Below are 15,735 nucleotides of genomic sequence, written 5' to 3' on the forward strand. Positions count from 1 at the left end.
GCTCTCCCTTGACCACTGGTACGGAACCACATCCGAACAGCGGCGGCGTACGGACCGGTACGCGCGCCGCGATCACCGCCCCGCATCTGCGCACCGACCGCTGGTGGCTGGCGCCCGCCGTCACCGCGGCCGGGCTGCTGGCCTTCGTCGTGTACTCGACCTGGCGCGCGTTCGCGGACACGAACTACTACTCGGCGCCGTACGTCTCGCCGTTCTACTCGCCCTGTCTGGCCGAGCGGTGCCGGACGATGCACGCGGGCCCGAACGCGGACCTCTTCGGGAGCTGGTGGGGCATCTCCCCCGCCGTCATCATCCTGATCTTCCCGCTCGGCTTCCGGCTGACCTGCTACTACTACCGCAAGGCCTACTACCGCGGCTTCTGGTTGTCGCCCCCGGCCTGCGCGGTGGCGGAACCGCACAAGAAGTACACCGGCGAGACCCGCTTCCCGCTCATCCTGCAGAACATCCACCGGTACTTCTTCTACGCCGCGATCGTCGTCGCCGGGATCCTGACCTACGACACCGTGCTCTCCTTCCGAGACGAGCACTACCGCTGGGGCCACATGGGCCTGGGCACCCTGGTCTTCCTGCTCAACATCACGCTGATCTGGGCGTACACCCTGTCCTGCCACTCCTGCCGGCACATCGTCGGCGGCAAGCTCAAGCACTTCTCCAAACATCCCGTGCGGTACCGGATGTGGCAGTGGGTCGGGAGGCTGAACGCCCGTCACATGCTGCTCGCGTGGGCGTCGCTGATCAGCGTGGCGCTCGCCGACTTCTACGTGTATCTGCTCGCGTCCGGCGCCTTCGACGATCCGCGCTTCTTCTAGATGAGTGGGGCCTTCTGATGTCCGTGGTCGACCGGCAGGAGTGGGACGTCGTCGTGGTCGGTGCCGGGGGCGCCGGACTGCGCGCCGCCATCGAGGCGCGCGAACGTGGCGCCCGTACGGCCGTGATCTGCAAGTCGCTGTTCGGCAAGGCGCACACGGTGATGGCCGAGGGCGGCATCGCGGCGGCCATGGCCAACGCCAACGAGCACGACAACTGGCAGGTCCACTTTCGCGACACCATGCGGGGCGGCAAGTTCCTCAACCAGTGGCGGATGGCCGAACTGCACGCGCAGGAGGCCCCGGACCGGGTGTGGGAGCTGGAGACCTGGGGCGCCCTCTTCGACCGTACGAAGGACGGGCGGATCTCGCAGCGCAACTTCGGCGGCCACGAGTACCCACGGCTCGCACACGTCGGCGACCGGACCGGGCTCGAGCTCATCCGGACCCTCCAGCAGAAGATCGTGTCGCTCCAGCAGGAGGACATGAAGGAGACCGGGAACTACGAGAGCCGGCTGAAGGTGTACCAGGAGTGCACCGTCACACGTGTGCTGAAGGACGGCAACCGCGTCGCCGGGGCGTTCTGCTACGAGCGCGAGTCCGGGCGCTTCTTCGTGCTCGAAGCTCCCTCCGTCGTCATCGCCACCGGCGGTATCGGCAAGTCGTTCAAGGTGACGTCGAACTCGTGGGAGTACACGGGCGACGGGCACGCCCTCGCGCTGCTCGCCGGAGCGCCGCTGCTCAACATGGAATTCGTGCAGTTCCATCCGACGGGCATGGTCTGGCCGCCGTCGGTGAAGGGGATCCTGGTCACCGAGTCGGTGCGCGGGGACGGCGGGGTGCTCAGGAACTCCGAAGGCAAGCGGTTCATGTTCGAGTACATCCCGGACGTCTTCAAGGAGAAGTACGCGCAGTCCGAGGAGGAGGGCGACCGCTGGTACGAGGACCCGGACCACAACCGGCGTCCCCCGGAGCTGCTGCCGCGTGACGAGGTCGCCCGCGCCATCAACTCCGAGGTGAAGGCGGGTCGCGGGTCGCCGCACGGCGGGGTCTTCCTCGATGTGTCGACCCGGATGCCCGCCGAGGTGATCAGGCGCCGACTGCCCTCCATGTACCACCAGTTCAAGGAGCTCGCGGACGTCGACATCACGGCGGAGGCGATGGAGGTCGGGCCCACCTGTCACTACGTGATGGGCGGCATCGCGGTCGAGTCGGACTCGGCCGCCGCGCGCGGCGTACCGGGGCTGTTCGCCGCAGGTGAGGTCGCGGGCGGCATGCACGGTTCCAACCGGCTCGGCGGCAACTCCCTCTCCGACCTGCTGGTCTTCGGGCGGCGGGCGGGGCTGCACGCCGCCGAGCACGCCGCCGACCTGGCCGGGGACCGCCCGCCCGTGGACGACATCCAGATCGACACGGCGGCGGCCGAGGCCCTGCGGCCCTTCTCGGCCGAGGGTCCGGAGCCCGGTACGGAGAGCGGACACCCGCCCGAGAACCCCTACACCCTCCACCAGGAACTCCAGCAGACCATGAACGACCTGGTCGGCATCATCCGCCGCGAGGCCGAGATGGAACAGGCCCTGGAGAAACTCGCGGAGCTGCGGGTACGGGCACGGCGGGCCGGGGTCGAGGGCCACCGGCAGTTCAACCCCGGCTGGCACCTCGCCCTCGACCTGCGCAACATGCTCCTGGTCAGCGAGTGCGTGGCCCGCGCCGCCCTGGAGCGCACGGAGTCGCGCGGCGGCCACACCCGCGAGGACCATCCGACGATGGAGCGGACCTGGCGTCGCATCAACCTCCTGTGCCAACTCACCGATCCCACAGGCGGATTGGCGGCCACCGATCCGGTGCACGGCCAGATCGACCTCAGCCGCGAGACCACCGAACCCATTCGTCCCGACCTGCTCGCCCTCTTCGAGAAGGAGGAGCTGGTCAAGTACCTCGCCGAAGAGGAGCTCTACGAGTGAGCAGCTACGAGGCCCGCTTCAAGGTGTGGCGCGGGGATGTGAAGGGCGGCGGCCTGAAGGACTTCGCGGTCGAGGTCAACGACGGTGAGGTGGTGCTGGACATCATCCACCGGCTCCAGGCGACCCAGGCCCCGGACCTGGCCGTCCGCTGGAACTGCAAGGCGGGTAAGTGCGGTTCGTGCTCGGCGGAGATCAACGGGCGCCCCCGGCTGATGTGCATGACGCGCATGTCGGTGTTCACGCGGGAGGAGACGATCACCGTCACACCGCTGCGCGCCTTCCCGGTCGTACGGGATCTCGTCACGGACGTCGGCTTCAACTACGCGAAGGCGCGGCAGGTCCCCGCGTTCGTCCCCCCGGCCGGGCTCGGCCCCGGCGAGTACCGCATGCAGCAGGAGGACGTGGACCGCTCGCAGGAGTTCCGCAAGTGCATCGAGTGCTTCCTGTGCCAGGACACCTGCCATGTCGTACGCGACCACGAGGAGAACAAACCGGCGTTCGCGGGCCCGCGCTTCCTGATGCGCGTCGCCGAACTGGACATGCACCCGCTGGACTCGGCCGCCGACACCGGCCTGGACCGCAAGCGCACCGCCCAGGACGAGCACGGCCTCGGCTACTGCAACATCACCAAGTGCTGCACGGAGGTCTGCCCCGAGGGCATCAAGATCACGGACAACGCCCTGATCCCCCTGAAGGAACGGGCGGTCGACCGCAAGTACGACCCGCTGGTGTGGCTGGGGTCGAAGATCAGGAGGCGGGATTCGTCGTCGTAGGAGCGGTGGGGCCGCGGCGGCGGTCTCGGGTCGCCCGGTACATCAGGGCGGCCCCGGTGATCAGGCCCGCGCCGCTCACGAGGGCGCCCGCGAACTGGAGGAAGCCGGGGTCCGAAAAGACCAGGTTCACCGACTGGAGCGCGACGGCCGCCGTCACCAGCAGCGCGCCCCGGCCCCACAGGCGGCGCCGCAGCACGGGACGGCGCTCCCACCCCGGCACCCGGCCGCACGGCGACGATCCCGACGGCCGCCGCGAGTCCGAGGACCACGCCTTCGCCGAGGCCTGCCGCGAAGAGCCAGGGCCCTGTCATCGGCGTTCGGGGGCGTCGGCGCGACCGGGGCTCCGGGAGGCTATCTGGAGCACGAGCCCCGCGATGAACAGGGCCATACCGGTCATCGCGAAGGGCGCCATGCTGAGGTCGGGCCCTCGGAGCGGGCCGATGAACATGTACAGGGACATCCCTGCGGCTCCCATCACCGAGCCGTACCCCCACAGCTTCGGCCGGAAGACACGGGGGCGCAGCCAGGGCGGCACCCATCCCGTGACGATCCCGGCGATCCCCATCAGCGCCGCGCCGGTCATGGCCAGCGCGGCGAAGGCCACCAGATACGGGTGCACGGACTTCCCCCTCCCCCGGAGCGCGCCGAACCGACGCGCGCCCTCAGATCATGGCACGGGGTTCTCCAGCAGCGTGAGGGTCTGCCCGATGCTGTGTTCCGCGATCGCCCGCATGAACTCCGGATCCGGGAAGTCGCCGTCGAGGAGCCGGAGCGGGCCCGCGACCAGTGAGAGGTGCATGGCCAGGCGGTAGAGGCGCAGCCGGTCCTCGTCGAGGCCGTCGGCGCGCAGTGCCTCGTAGGCGTGGTGGAAGCGCTGGCGGAGGAAGACATGCTCCCACTCGGCGTCGAAGTAGAGCAGGCCCTCGATGTCGATGAGGGCGGGGCGGCCGTGCCCGTCCACGAGCACGTGGTCCGGGCCGAGTTCGCCGTGGACCAGGCCGACGCGGCTACGCGGGCGGACCCTCTCGGCGAGGGCGTGCAGACGGTCGTGCAGGGCCTCGCGTACGGCGGCGATCCGGGGGTCGCGTGCGGCGGCCTCCGCCAGGTCGGCCAGGGCCCGTTCGAGGACGACCTGCTCGCACGAACCGCCGTGCGCGCTGCCGCCGTTGTCGACGACGGCGACCTTGCCGTGGCGTGGTGCGGGGTGGGCGTGCAGGGTGCGCAGGGCCTCGGCCAGGTCCCGCAGGGGCCCCGCGGCGGCCTCGGGGTCGCGGTGCAGCAGGTCCTCCAGACTGCCGCCGCGTATGTCCTCCACCACGGCCACGTCCGAGGGCACGCGCGTGTGTGTGCGGTCGGCGAACAGCAGGCGGGGGGTGCGGATGCCGAGGGCGGTGAGTCTGTCGTACGCGGCGGTGAAGAGATCGAGCCCGGAGGCGTGCGAGAAGGAGTCTCGTGGGTCGGCCGGCTCCGCGTCCCAGTAGTCCTCGGCCGGGTCCCAGACGTAGGCGACCGCGGTGGAGCCGTCGTCGAGGAAGAGCCGGTAGACACCCTTCTTGCTGCCGCCGCGCAGACGGGCGACAGCGGTGAGCGTCCGGGCCGGGCCGAGGGCGGCACGCGCGAGGGGCGCCAGCTCGTCCCTCGTGAGCGGTCTGCGGGTGACGGTCACCGGACCCAGCCTTCCTCGTACGCCGTCCAGTCCTTCTCCCGGGCGGCGAAGTCCACGTACAGGGCGACGCCGAAGTGTTCCCGGGTGCGGTCGGTGCGGGAGAGGCCGAGGCGGGCGCCGCGGACGGCCGCCGCGACCGTCTCGGCGGAGCCGTGGTGGTCCATGTTGTCCTCGTAGTAGAAGGGCAGCCCCATCAGCAGGTCGGTCGATTCCGGGGTGACTTCGAGAGCGAGGGAGGTCTGCTCGGCGACGTAACCCCCGTACAGGCTCTCCAGCGGAAGCGCCGTGTCGTACGACATCACGGCGATCTGGTCGACCCGGCGGGCGACCTGTCCGAAGAACGACTGGGACCACCACTTGGGGTGCGCCGTGAAGACGCCGAAGACGGAGTGGAGGTTCGGGAGCGGGTCGATCTGGTGGGCGGCGACGGAGAGCTGGGCGTCGTGGGCCCGGGTGACGCGGCGCAGATCGTCGAGCAGGGAGAGGTAGTTCGAGTCGCCGGAGTGCAGGGGCTCCAGGTCGAAGTGGGCGCCCTCGAAACCGGCGTCGAGGATCTGCCCGGCGGAGCGGACGACGGCGGCCCGGGTGGCCGCCCGTTCCAGGCGCATCCCGACCTCCCCCTCGGTGGCGAGCACGTCGCCGAGCCAGGCCTGGACGCGGACGCCGGGCAGTTCGCGGTGCACGGCCTCGACCAGCCAACGCGCCTTCGGGTACGCCGACTCGGGCAGGGTCCCGTCGTGCTCCAGCGGTCCCGCGTGCACGTACAGATCGCGGATCCCGGTCGTCCGCAGCCGCTCCGCGAGCGCCTTGACGTCCGCGTCCTTCTTCCGGCCGTCCACCCAGGCGTGGCCCATCCAGAGGGCGTCACGGTTCCTGGTCCGGGTACCGGAGGCCGGGTCTCCGGCGTATTCGACCCGCAGGGCGGTGCCCACGGCGAGCAGGGAGAGCACCGACACCACAACGAGCGCGAGCGCGACCCGTTTGGGCCGGCGGAGGCGGGGGTGCCGCCAGCCCCGGCCCACCGTTCGAAGCCAGGCGGGGACACGGCTCGGGGAGGTACGGCACCCGTCGTCCTCCGGCCCGCCCGCTCCCCTCTTTGTCCCCGCCCCGGTGTCCGCCCCCGCCCCGGCCGGTGTCGCCGTCGTCTCCTCCACCGGCTCCGCCCCGGTCCCCGTGCGCTGCTCGTCCATCCCCCGTGCCCCCTCCGTACGCCCCCGTATCTCCCGTACCTTAAGCGGCACCGCCTCGGCGCACCCCCGGTCGCGCCCCGGCGCAAGCGGTCATACGCTCCCAAATGTGACGTCGCCCCTGAGCCGAAGCCGGTCGCGCCGAGCCACGTCCCACATAGCCGTACGGGTGGCGCATGCCGTGCTCGGGGGGCTGCTGGCGGTGGGGTGGCTGCTGCTGCCCGTCGCACGGGCGGGTGCCGACGAGGTGCGGGCCGCGCCCGGGCGGGGCGGGACGAGCACCGGCGATCTCGTGCTGCCCCTCGTCGTGGTGGTCGCCGCGGGGGCGCTGGCGGCGTACTCATACGCGCGGCGGACACGGCGGGCCCGGACCCGTACGACACCCGGCGGCGGCACCCCGCATCCCGTGCCGTTCACCGAACTCGACCGGCGGGCGGGGCGGTTGCTCGTCGAGATCGACGACTGCGTGCGCACCGGCACGGAGGAACTCGGCTGGGCCGCGGACCGGTTCGGAGAGGAGGCCGTCGAGACGTACTCGGAGGCACTGGCGTTCGCGCGCTCCGAGCTGACGGTGTCCTTCCGGCTGTGGCAGCGGCTGGACGACTCCCTGACGGACGACAGCCTCGTGCGGCGGCAGCTGCTGGAGGACATCGTCGCCCGCTGTTCGGAGGCGGGGCGGCGGCTGGACGCGGAGGCGCCCGGGTTCGACCTGCTGCGCGCCCTGGAACGGACGCTGCCTGCCGCGCTGGAGTCGGCGCAGGCCCGTTTCCGGGAGCTCGCCGCGCGCACCCCGGCCGCGGAGGCGGCACTCACCGAGCTGCGCGAGCGGTACGCGCCCTCCGCGTCCCTGTCCGTCGCGGGCCACGTCGAACAGGCCAAGGACCGGCTCGTGTTCGCCACCACCCGCCTGGACCAGGCCGGGCAGTCCCTGGACAGGGGGGAGGGCGCGCGGGCGACGGCGTATCTGCGGGCCGCCGAGGCCGCCGTCGACCAGGCGGGCCTCTTCATGGACGGTATCGACCGGCTGGCCTCCGAACTCGCCTCCGCGGCGGCCCTGTTGCCCGGCGCACTGCGTGACGCGCGGGTCGAGCTGGCGGCGGCGCGCGGCCACCCGGCCGTCGGTGCGCTGCCCGGTCGGATCACGCACGCCGCGTCGGCCGTCGCCGACGTGCGGCGGGAGATCGCGGGCGGCGTCCGTCCGTACGACCCCCTCGGCGCCCTCCGTCGCGTCGCCGACGCCGCGGCACCGCTCCTCGCCGAGGACCGCGTCTCCGTCGACCGGGCCATCCTGGACCGGGCCTTCCTCGACCACGCGCTCCTTCCGGCCCGCAGTGCCGTCACCCTCGCCTCCGACTTCGTCACGACGCACCGGGGAGCGGTCGGGGTCGGGGCCCGGACCCGGCTGTCGGAGGCGGAGTGGCACCTCGCGCTCGCGCCCCGCACCCTCGTCGACGTCCGGCGCGCCGATGGGCTCGCCCTGGAGGCTCAGCAGCTCGCGGAGCGGGACGTGCGGGCGTACGGGAATCCGTATGCCGGGCCCGAGGGTGCGGGCGTCGGCGGTGCGGTGCTCGGCGGGATCCTGCTGGACGACACCCCCGAAGCCCCCGCGGCGAGCTTCGGCGGACCGCGGACACGCGGGCGCAGGGACTTCTGAGGGCGCGGGGGCTTTCAGGGGTGCAGGGGCTTTAGGGGGTACAGGAACTTGAGGGGCACAGGGGCCTTCAGGGGCGCGGGGAACTCTGCGGTCAGAACAGGCTCAGCAACGCCTCCGCCGGGTCCGTGAGGGGTGTGCCGCCGTCCGGGAGCGGGAGTTCGAACCAGACCGTCTTGCCGCGCGGCGTCCGCCGCGACCCCCACGCGGCGGAGAGCAGACCGACGAGCTGCAGCCCCCGGCCCCCCTCGTCCGTGTCGCGGGCGCGGCGCCGGCGCGGCTGGACGAGGCCCGCGTCCCAGACCTCGCACACCAGGGTCCGGTCCAGCAGCAGGCGCAGCCTGATCTCGCCCTCGCCGTAGCGCAGCGCGTTGGTGACGAGTTCGCTGACCAGGAGCTCGGCGGTGTCGACGAGCGGCTCCAGATCCCAGGCGGTGAGCTGGGTGCGCGCGTACTCACGGGCCCGCCCCACACTGCGCGGCTCGCGCGGCAGCGTCCAGTCGCCCACGGAGTCGGCGGGCAGCCCCTGGACACGCGCCATCAGCAGCGCGATGTCGTCCTCGCCGTGGTGGGTGTCTAGGGTGTTGAGGACGTGGTCACAGACGTCCTCCAGGGGGCGGGAGGGGTCGGTGAGCGCGCCGACGAAGGCCTGCAGGCCCTCGTCGAGGGGGTGATCGCGCGATTCGACCAGTCCATCCGTGTAAAGCGCCAACAGTGCGCCTTCGGGTAGTTCGACCTCCACCTCCTCGAAGGGCTCGCCGCCCACCCCGAGGGGCATGCCCGGCGGCACGTCGAGCATCAGCGCGCTCTCGCCGGGTTCGACGAGCACCGGCGGCAGATGGCCCGCGTTGGCGAAGGTGCAGCGGCGGGTCACGGAGTCGTACACCGCGTACACGCAGGTCGCCAAATACACCTCGGAGAGGTCGGCGTCGCGGGGCTGGCGGGCCGCGCGGGTGGCCTGCTGGACCCCGCCGGGTGTGCCGAGCCCGCGGGCGATCTCGTCCAACGCCGAGAGAACTTCGGCGGGTTCGAGGTCGAGGAGGGCCAGGGTGCGGACCGCGGTGCGCAGTTCACCCATCGCGACCGCCGCGCGCAGACCGCGCCCCATGACGTCGCCGACGACCAACGCCGTGCGGTGACCGGGGAGTTCGATGACGTCGAACCAGTCGCCACCGACCTCGGTGGCCGCGTTGCCGGGCAGGTACCGACACGCGATGTCCAGGCCGGAGGCCTCCGGGTCGCCCGGCGGGAGGAGCGAGCGCTGCAGGATCAGCGCGCGTTCGTGCTCGCGGCGGTAGAGGCGGGCGTTGTCGATGCAGACCGCGGCGCGCGCCGCGAGCTCCACCGCGAGCGCCCGGTCGCGGTCGCCGAACGGCTCGCTGCCCTTCGTGCGGGAGAACTGGGCGAGGCCGACCACCGTGTCGTGGGCGACCATCGGGACCGCCAGCGTGGACTGGATGAGCCCGCCGTCCTCGGCGGGGACGCGCTGGGGGCGGGCGGTGCGCAGGGCGTCCGCGCAGGGCGAGTTGAACGGGTAGTGGTGGACGGCGCCCACGGTCACGGGGGCCGGTCCGCCGATGAACGGCGCGTCGGACACGGCGCTGGCGAAGGCGACCCGGCGCAGCTCCGCGCTGCCGTCGGCGAGTGCCCGCGGGGTCTCGTCGCCCGCCAGCAGGCCCTGGTAGAGGTCGACGGTGGCGAGGTCGCAGAAGCCGGGCACGACGACGTCGAGGAGTTCGCGCGCGGTGGTCTCCAGGTCGAGGGAGTTGCCGATGCGGGCGCCCGCCTCGTTCAGAAGGGCGAGATTACGCCGTGCGGCGGCCGCTTCCCGGGCCGCGGCGCGGCGGCTGGTGATGTCGGTTCCGAGCCAGGCGATACCGATGGGGCGGCCGCTGCCGCTGTGCACGCGGTAGAGGTTGATCGACCAGTGCCGGCGCTCGTCGGAGCCGGGTATGAAACCGGTGACGTGCATGTCCGTGATGGAGTCGCCGGTTTCGAGGACGCGGCGCAGCGTCGCGGCGACCCGCTCGGCCTCGGAACGCGGCAGATAGTCGTGGACCGTACGGCCACGGTGGCTCTCCACGTTTCCGCCGAACACCGAGGCGAACCGCTTGTTGGCGCGCCGGACCCGCAGATCCGTGTCGATGAGCAGGAAGCCGAACGGAGATTGACCGAAAATCGCCTGCGAGGCGGCGAGGTCCGTCTCGATGCTGCGGAGGGTCCGGACGTCCACGACGATGCACACGGCGGCCCGTTCGCCGTCCTCCGTCGTGGTGGGCATCACATAGACCTCTGCGAGGCCCTCGTCGCCGGGCCCACCGTCCTCGGCGGCCGGCATGCGGAAGGGGACCACACCGGTCCACTCGCGGCCGTCCAGGATCTCCGCCATCTTGCGCTGGCCGCGCTCGCGCTGGTCGGGTTCGAAGAACGCCTCGATGGGGTCCATGCCGAGGGCGCGCTCGGGGGATATCCCGAAGAGCTGCTCGGCACGCAGGCTCCACTGGTCGACGAGGCCGTCGGCGCCGATGGAGAACGAGGCGACCTTGATGTAGTCGTAGATCGAACCGGGCGGGCTGCTCTGCCACATCGCGTCGCCCATGGGCTCTCCGGACGGTTCGACGGACGCTCCGCCCTGCGGTCCACCAGGCGACTTGGCCATGGCCCGGTGCATGTCCGCGCCGCTGTCCGTGCCCGCGTCCGTCGGATCGCCCGTCGGGGAGCCCGCCGAGGCGCCCGTCGTCCGGGGCCTCGCGTCGCCGCTCGCTCCGGCGGGTGTGCCGCCCCATGGTGTGTTCGTCGGCTCGGTTCTCGCGTCGCCTCGCGGTCGGGTCATGGCGTCGCCCATCGCCCCGCCCGTCGCTCCGGCCACGGCGGAATCCCCCGCGACCCCCGCCCTCGCGCCGTCCGACGGGTCCTCGGACTCCGTGGCCTTCGCTGGTATCTCGCTCACGCGAACCGTCCCCTCCAGCTCACCGCGTCCGGCACCGGTCACCGGGGGCGGCTGCCCGCAGTATCCAGCACTACGGCGCCGCACAACACGGTGTTCACGATCACAGCACGGTCCCGATGGTTTTTGGACCGGCCGCGACATACTCCCAGTCTTCTAACCAGGTGGCGCCCCCTCGAATCAAAGACTCCGGACAACTCTGCCGGCCTGAACCAATCGGTCGCCCCACCCTCCGCCCGACACACCCTCAGCACGACAGCCGACGCACCCTCAGCCGGGCACCGTCAACGCACTCGACCGGACACCACCCGGCCCCTCAACCGGGCCGCGTCCGCACCCTCGGCCCGGCACCGTCGGCACACCCTCAGCCGGGCACCCCCAGTTCGAACCACACCGTCTTTCCAGTGTCCCCGGGCCGCGTACCCCAACGCCGCGACGACCCCGCCACCAGTTGCAGCCCTCGACCGCTCTCGTCGTCCGCGTCGGCGGACCGCTCACGGGGCGGGTCGGGCAACGGGTCGGAGACCTCCACGAGGAGGGCACCCGGAAGCCCCCCGGGTCTGACCAGGCGGACACCGATGGGGCCGGTGGCGTGCCGCAGCGAGTTGGTCACCAGCTCGCTGACCAGCAGCGCGGTCACATCTACGAGGGAATCCAGCCCCCAGGTGCGCAGCTGCCCCCGGACGACGGCACGGGCGGTACGGACGGCACCGGGCTCCGCGGGAAAACTCCACTCGGCACAGTCGCCTTCGGTGTCGATCACGCCGATCACTTCCCAGGCCAGGAACCCACCCATGTCCGGTTTCATGGGGTTAATGGGCACATACCCGATATCCGGGACGCCTTACCGCACATGTGGGCGCACTGTGGCACGAACGGCGTACGGGACTCCGAGCCGCGGACACGGCTCGCGCTCCCCCGCCCCCTAAAGCCGTACACACAGCGCCGCGCACCGGCGCCCGCGCCCGCACCTCGCATGTGACCGGTGTCCCCCGAAGAGAGGACCCGGTGTGCGAAGCCCGGTCCTGCGGCCCGCCGGCACCTCAGCCGTCCCAGCGCCGCAGCACCGCCTTCACGGCGGGGACGTCCTGGTCCAGCCAGTCCACGTCCCAGAGCTCGTCCGGGCTAAGCCAGCGCAGCTCGTCGTGATCCTCGAGGGGCATGGGGTCGACCGAGCCGGGAAGCAGCCGCGCGGTCCACACACGCAGGACGTACGGCGTCCGCAGGGGCCACTCCCCCGGGACGCGCTCGACGGACTCCGCCGTGACGCCGAGTTCCTCGCGCAGTTCGCGCACGAGGGCGGCTTCGGGGGCCTCGCCCGGTTCCACCTTGCCGCCGGGCAGCTCCCAGCGTCCGGCCAGTTCGGGGGGTGCGCTGCGGCGCGCGGCGAGGAGGCGTCCGTCGTGCAGCAGGGCGCCGCCCACCACCACGATCGTTTCGTCCATGCGCCGGAGCCTACGGCAGGGCACACCGGACACGGTCGGGACGTCGGACCGGGGCCGGGGCCGTCACACCGTCACCTGGATCCGTTCTGCGCGATCCGCTCGACCCAGTAGAGCTGCTTGTGGCCGCGGTCGTCGAGGCTGTCCGCGATCTTCTGAGCCTCGGCCCGGGTCGCGTACCTGCCGACGCGGTAGCGATTGCCGTTGTCGTCCTGCCGTATGACGAGCCAGGGAAGAGTGATCGTGCCGTCGTTCATCGAGCCCCTCCGCTTCCCGCCCCCGGCCCGCGCCGTGCCCCACACCCTAAGGAAACCGCAATCCGCATATGCCCGAGCGTACGCCTAACCTTCACGCAGCGAATACGCCTTTACACAAAGAGGTACGCAACCGGCCAAGACGGAGGGGGCGCATGGGTACGAACGCGCCGTCGAGCGCCCTCCGTGCGCCCGTCAGGCAGCGCGAAATCCGCCCGGGGCAGGGCATTTGAGAAAGGCCAGATTGCAACCGACCTCGCACGCGGGGCACTTGGCGGTCCGCTCACCCGGGAACGAGGGGGTACCCGCCCCGCGGACGCCGACCGCCCGTGAACTCCTACGGCTACTTCACCGGCAGGTGGTACGCGATGCGATACCGGTCCGCCGGTACGACGACGTCGGCCGTCTCCACCGGACGGCCGGAGGCGAAGTACGTCCGCTGGATGACGACGACGACATGCCCGGGGACACCGCCCAGCGCGAGGAGTTCCTCGGCGAGGCCGGGACGGGCGCCCACTTCCTCCGTGACGTTGTCCACGATCACGTCGATGGCCGCCATCCGCTCGACGACGCCCATGCCCCCGAGCGGGCCCTCTTCGGGGAGCATCACCGGGGTGCGGCCCGTGACGGCGAGGGGCTCCCAGGAGGTGGAGAGCATCATCGCCTCGCCGGCGTCCCGGAAGACGTAGTTCGTACACATCACGCGGTCGCCGGGCCGGATCGAGAGGCGCTCGGCGATCGCGCCGCTCGCCTCGGCCTGCTCGCTGTGCGACTCCCAGGTGCCTCGCACGGCCAGGTCCGCCTGCTCCTGGCGGAAGGGGGTCGCGCCACTGTCCGGGCGGTACCCGGAACGGGCCACCCGGCGCGGCACCGGCCGCTCCCGCACATACGTCCCCGAGCCGGAGCGGCCCTCGACCAGGCCTTCGGCCATCAGCACCTTGCGCGCTTCGAGGGCGACCGTGTCCGAGACGCCGTACTCCTCGCGGATCCTGGCCTGGGAGGGGAGGCGGGTGTGCGGTGGCAGCGAACCGTCGACGATCTTCTTGCGGAGATCACCCGCGACACGCAGATACGCCGGCTGCTCACCGAAAGTCACTGGCCGCTCCCATCAGGTTGTACAGACAGCTACAGCCTGGCAACCGTGGGTTGTGCCATGCAAGCGAAGGCCAGAGAATCACTCGATGTGATTACCGATCCTCGCCGAGGGCTTTACCCAGGCACTTTCTCCCCGCTATAGCCCGCGTCACACCTCCAGGCCGCCACTGCTTCCCCCGTCGCCCCGGCCGCCCCCGCCCCCGTCGCTCGACGGCGGGGTGGTGGTGAGGCCCAGAACCTTGCGTGCGGTGACCGTCCTCCTCGGGTCGACGAGCTTCAGGCCCTTCTTGCAGTGGGCGGAGAAGGTGCCCGCATCCTTGGCGGCCGCCGCCTTCACCCACTCCTTCCGCGAGGCCTCGGCGTCGTCGACGAGGGTGGCGACGGGCTTCTCGGCGGCGGGGAACCAGCCGTGTCCGCGCAGCAGATGCACCTCGTCGTCGAGCGCACGCACCCTCCGCGGCAAGGGAGTTGCTGACGGCAACGGCGGGGGTGCGCGGGCTCGACTCCGCACTCGGGCTGTGGACCCGGCGCACGCTGGAGGTGCGGGAGGCATGGCAGGCGGGGCTGCCCTGGGCTTCCGGGCCGCAGCGGTGACGGCCTTGGGCGCGGTCGGAGCGAGCGGTGCCATGTCCGCCCTCCGCCACTCGTCACCACGGTCAACGTCACCTTCGACCGCCCCTTCGGCTTCCTCGCTCTGCACCGCACCTCGCGTCTCGTCCTCGCGGCGGGGTGGGTCACGGACCCGGAGCCGCTCCCCGAGGATGTCGAGGTGCACGCATAGCCTGCGCCCATGACACCTTTGCCGGATTGCTTCTGCCCGGCGGACGGTACGCGCGTCCCCGGCGGCTCGCTCGACTGGTGCTGCCCGGTCTGCCGCGGCCCGCTCGACCTGGACTTCGCACCGACCCCCGCGCCCCTCAAGTCCCTGACCGGGCGCGTGAACTCACTGTGGCGGTACACGGAGTGCCTGCCGCTGGCCGCGCCCTCGGTCAGCCTGGGCGAGGGCCGTACCCCGCTGGTGGAGCTGCGCGGGGGCATCTCGGCCAAGCTGGACTTCCTGATGCCGACCCTGTCCTTCAAGGACCGCGGCGCCGTCCTGCTCGCCGAGCTGGCACTGCGGCTGGGGCCACGGCAGGTGATCGCGGACAGCAGCGGAAACGCGGGGACGGCGATCGCCGCGTACTGCGCGCGGGCCGCGCTGCCCTGCACGGTGTACGTCCCCGAGGAAACGTCGCCGAAGAAGCTGGAGCAGATCGAGGCGCACGGGGCGCGGACGCACGTCGTGGACGGGGACCGGGAGGCGACGGCCCGGGCGGCGCGCGAGGCCGCGGACCTCCCGGGCACGTTCTACGCCTCGCACGTCTTCAACCCGTACTTCCTGCACGGTACGAAGACGTACGTGCACGAGCTCTGGGAAGACCTGGGCGGGCGCCTGCCCGACGTCATCGTCGTCCCCGTCGGCAATGGCACGCTGCTCCTCGGCGCCGCCCTCGCCGTCGCCGAGCTGCACGGGGCGGGGCTCATCGACCGGCGGCCCGCGCTGTACGCCGTCCAGGCCGCCGCGGTGGCGCCGCTCGCGCACGCCTGGGCCGAGGGCGCGGACGACCTGGTCGGCGTCACTCCCCCGGCCCCCACCTTCGCCGAGGGCATCGCCATCCCGCGCCCGCCCCGGGCCCGCCAGATCCTGCGCGCCGTACGCTCCTCCGGCGGCACGTTCCTCACGGTGACCGAGGACCAGATCCGCCACGCCCAGAGGGACTTGGCGTCCCGGGGCCTGTACGTCGAGTCGACAGGAGTGGCGTGCTGGGCGGCGGTACGGGAAGGGGTGCTCGGGGGACGTACGGCGGTGGTGCCGTTGTGCGGGGCGGGCCTGAAGACGGGGCCGGCCCGGGGATAGGCGGTCCGGGCGGCCCCAGGCTTTACAACGTC

16 protein-coding genes and 1 pseudogene are annotated in these 15,735 nt (G+C 71.9%); 7 read left to right on the forward strand and 10 right to left on the reverse strand.

Annotation, left to right across the window (positions count from 1 at the left end):
- Positions 1–8: 8 nt before the first annotated feature.
- The 3 genes from ABZ656_RS05645 to ABZ656_RS05655 are packed head-to-tail and all read left to right on the forward strand — an operon-like array spanning position 9 to position 3,564.
- Entirely contained in the window at positions 9–830 is an 822-nt protein-coding gene (locus ABZ656_RS05645) for a hypothetical protein (protein ID WP_360264873.1), read from the forward strand.
- Positions 831–847: 17 nt separating this feature from the next.
- On the forward strand, positions 848–2,791 hold the full coding sequence (locus ABZ656_RS05650) for a fumarate reductase/succinate dehydrogenase flavoprotein subunit (RefSeq protein WP_101400473.1): 1,944 nt from the start codon (positions 848–850) through the stop codon (positions 2,789–2,791).
- A complete protein-coding gene (locus ABZ656_RS05655) occupies positions 2,788–3,564 on the forward strand; it encodes a succinate dehydrogenase/fumarate reductase iron-sulfur subunit (RefSeq protein ID WP_101400472.1) in 777 nt (258 codons plus the stop codon). Before ABZ656_RS05650 ends, ABZ656_RS05655 begins: the two co-directional genes overlap by 4 nt.
- Here the strand turns inward: ABZ656_RS05655 and ABZ656_RS05660 are convergent.
- The 4 genes from ABZ656_RS05660 to ABZ656_RS05675 form a co-directional block, all read right to left on the reverse strand.
- Positions 3,539–3,760: a hypothetical protein gene (locus ABZ656_RS05660; protein ID WP_360264877.1), complete on the reverse strand. Its 222-nt coding sequence runs from the start codon at positions 3,758–3,760 to the stop codon at positions 3,539–3,541. The two genes, ABZ656_RS05655 and ABZ656_RS05660, sit on opposite strands and share 26 nt — an antisense overlap.
- Before the next feature lie 111 nt (positions 3,761–3,871).
- Positions 3,872–4,183 (reverse strand): hypothetical protein, encoded by a 312-nt coding sequence (locus ABZ656_RS05665; RefSeq protein ID WP_360264880.1) that lies wholly within the window; start codon positions 4,181–4,183, stop codon positions 3,872–3,874.
- Between the two features lie 48 nt (positions 4,184–4,231).
- Positions 4,232–5,230 (reverse strand): phosphotransferase, encoded by a 999-nt coding sequence (locus tag ABZ656_RS05670; protein WP_360264883.1) that lies wholly within the window; start codon positions 5,228–5,230, stop codon positions 4,232–4,234.
- Positions 5,227–6,420, reverse strand: coding sequence for a hypothetical protein (locus ABZ656_RS05675; protein ID WP_360264886.1), 1,194 nt, complete (start codon positions 6,418–6,420; stop codon positions 5,227–5,229). Before ABZ656_RS05675 ends, ABZ656_RS05670 begins: the two co-directional genes overlap by 4 nt.
- Positions 6,421–6,526: 106 nt before the next feature.
- On the opposite strand from ABZ656_RS05675, the gene ABZ656_RS05680 reads away from it, so the two are divergent.
- On the forward strand, positions 6,527–8,071 hold the full coding sequence (locus tag ABZ656_RS05680) for a hypothetical protein (RefSeq protein WP_360264889.1): 1,545 nt from the start codon (positions 6,527–6,529) through the stop codon (positions 8,069–8,071).
- Between the two features lie 91 nt (positions 8,072–8,162).
- Here ABZ656_RS05680 and ABZ656_RS05685 read toward each other — a convergent pair whose 3' ends face one another.
- The 6 genes from ABZ656_RS05685 to ABZ656_RS05710 form a co-directional block, all read right to left on the reverse strand.
- The gene (locus ABZ656_RS05685) at positions 8,163–11,018 is read right to left on the reverse strand and encodes a SpoIIE family protein phosphatase (protein WP_360264892.1); all 2,856 of its coding nucleotides are present in this window, start codon (positions 11,016–11,018) and stop codon (positions 8,163–8,165) included.
- Between the two features lie 361 nt (positions 11,019–11,379).
- A complete protein-coding gene (locus tag ABZ656_RS05690; protein ID WP_360264895.1) occupies positions 11,380–11,823 on the reverse strand; it encodes an ATP-binding protein in 444 nt (147 codons plus the stop codon).
- Between the two features lie 235 nt (positions 11,824–12,058).
- Positions 12,059–12,460, reverse strand: coding sequence for a (deoxy)nucleoside triphosphate pyrophosphohydrolase (locus tag ABZ656_RS05695; RefSeq protein WP_360264898.1), 402 nt, complete (start codon positions 12,458–12,460; stop codon positions 12,059–12,061).
- 71 nt (positions 12,461–12,531) lie between these two features.
- Positions 12,532–12,714 carry an SPOR domain-containing protein gene (locus tag ABZ656_RS05700; RefSeq protein WP_101400465.1) on the reverse strand — a complete coding sequence of 61 codons (183 nt, stop codon included), beginning with the start codon at positions 12,712–12,714 and terminating at the stop codon, positions 12,532–12,534.
- Positions 12,715–13,054: 340 nt separating this feature from the next.
- On the reverse strand, positions 13,055–13,807 hold the full coding sequence (locus tag ABZ656_RS05705) for a GntR family transcriptional regulator (RefSeq protein ID WP_054228262.1): 753 nt from the start codon (positions 13,805–13,807) through the stop codon (positions 13,055–13,057).
- Between the two features lie 147 nt (positions 13,808–13,954).
- Positions 13,955–14,257 (reverse strand): hypothetical protein, encoded by a 303-nt coding sequence (locus ABZ656_RS05710; protein WP_360264902.1) that lies wholly within the window; start codon positions 14,255–14,257, stop codon positions 13,955–13,957.
- A 17-nt stretch (positions 14,258–14,274) separates the two neighbouring features.
- Here ABZ656_RS05710 and ABZ656_RS05715 point away from each other — a divergent pair, with 17 nt between their 5' ends.
- From ABZ656_RS05715 to ABZ656_RS05725, 3 genes and pseudogenes are all read left to right on the forward strand, one after another.
- On the forward strand, positions 14,275–14,400 hold the full coding sequence (locus tag ABZ656_RS05715) for a hypothetical protein (RefSeq protein ID WP_360264958.1): 126 nt from the start codon (positions 14,275–14,277) through the stop codon (positions 14,398–14,400).
- Positions 14,373–14,587 (forward strand): annotated as a pseudogene (locus ABZ656_RS05720) (proteinase inhibitor I4 serpin); the annotation flags it as partial. The gene ABZ656_RS05715 and the pseudogene ABZ656_RS05720, both read left to right, overlap by 28 nt.
- Positions 14,588–14,596: 9 nt before the next feature.
- Entirely contained in the window at positions 14,597–15,703 is a 1,107-nt protein-coding gene (locus tag ABZ656_RS05725; protein ID WP_360264905.1) for a pyridoxal-phosphate dependent enzyme, read from the forward strand.
- Positions 15,704–15,735 lie beyond the last annotated feature (32 nt).

It is taken from the genome of Streptomyces sp. NPDC007095, assembly GCF_040634475.1.
GTDB lineage: Bacteria > Actinomycetota > Actinomycetes > Streptomycetales > Streptomycetaceae > Streptomyces.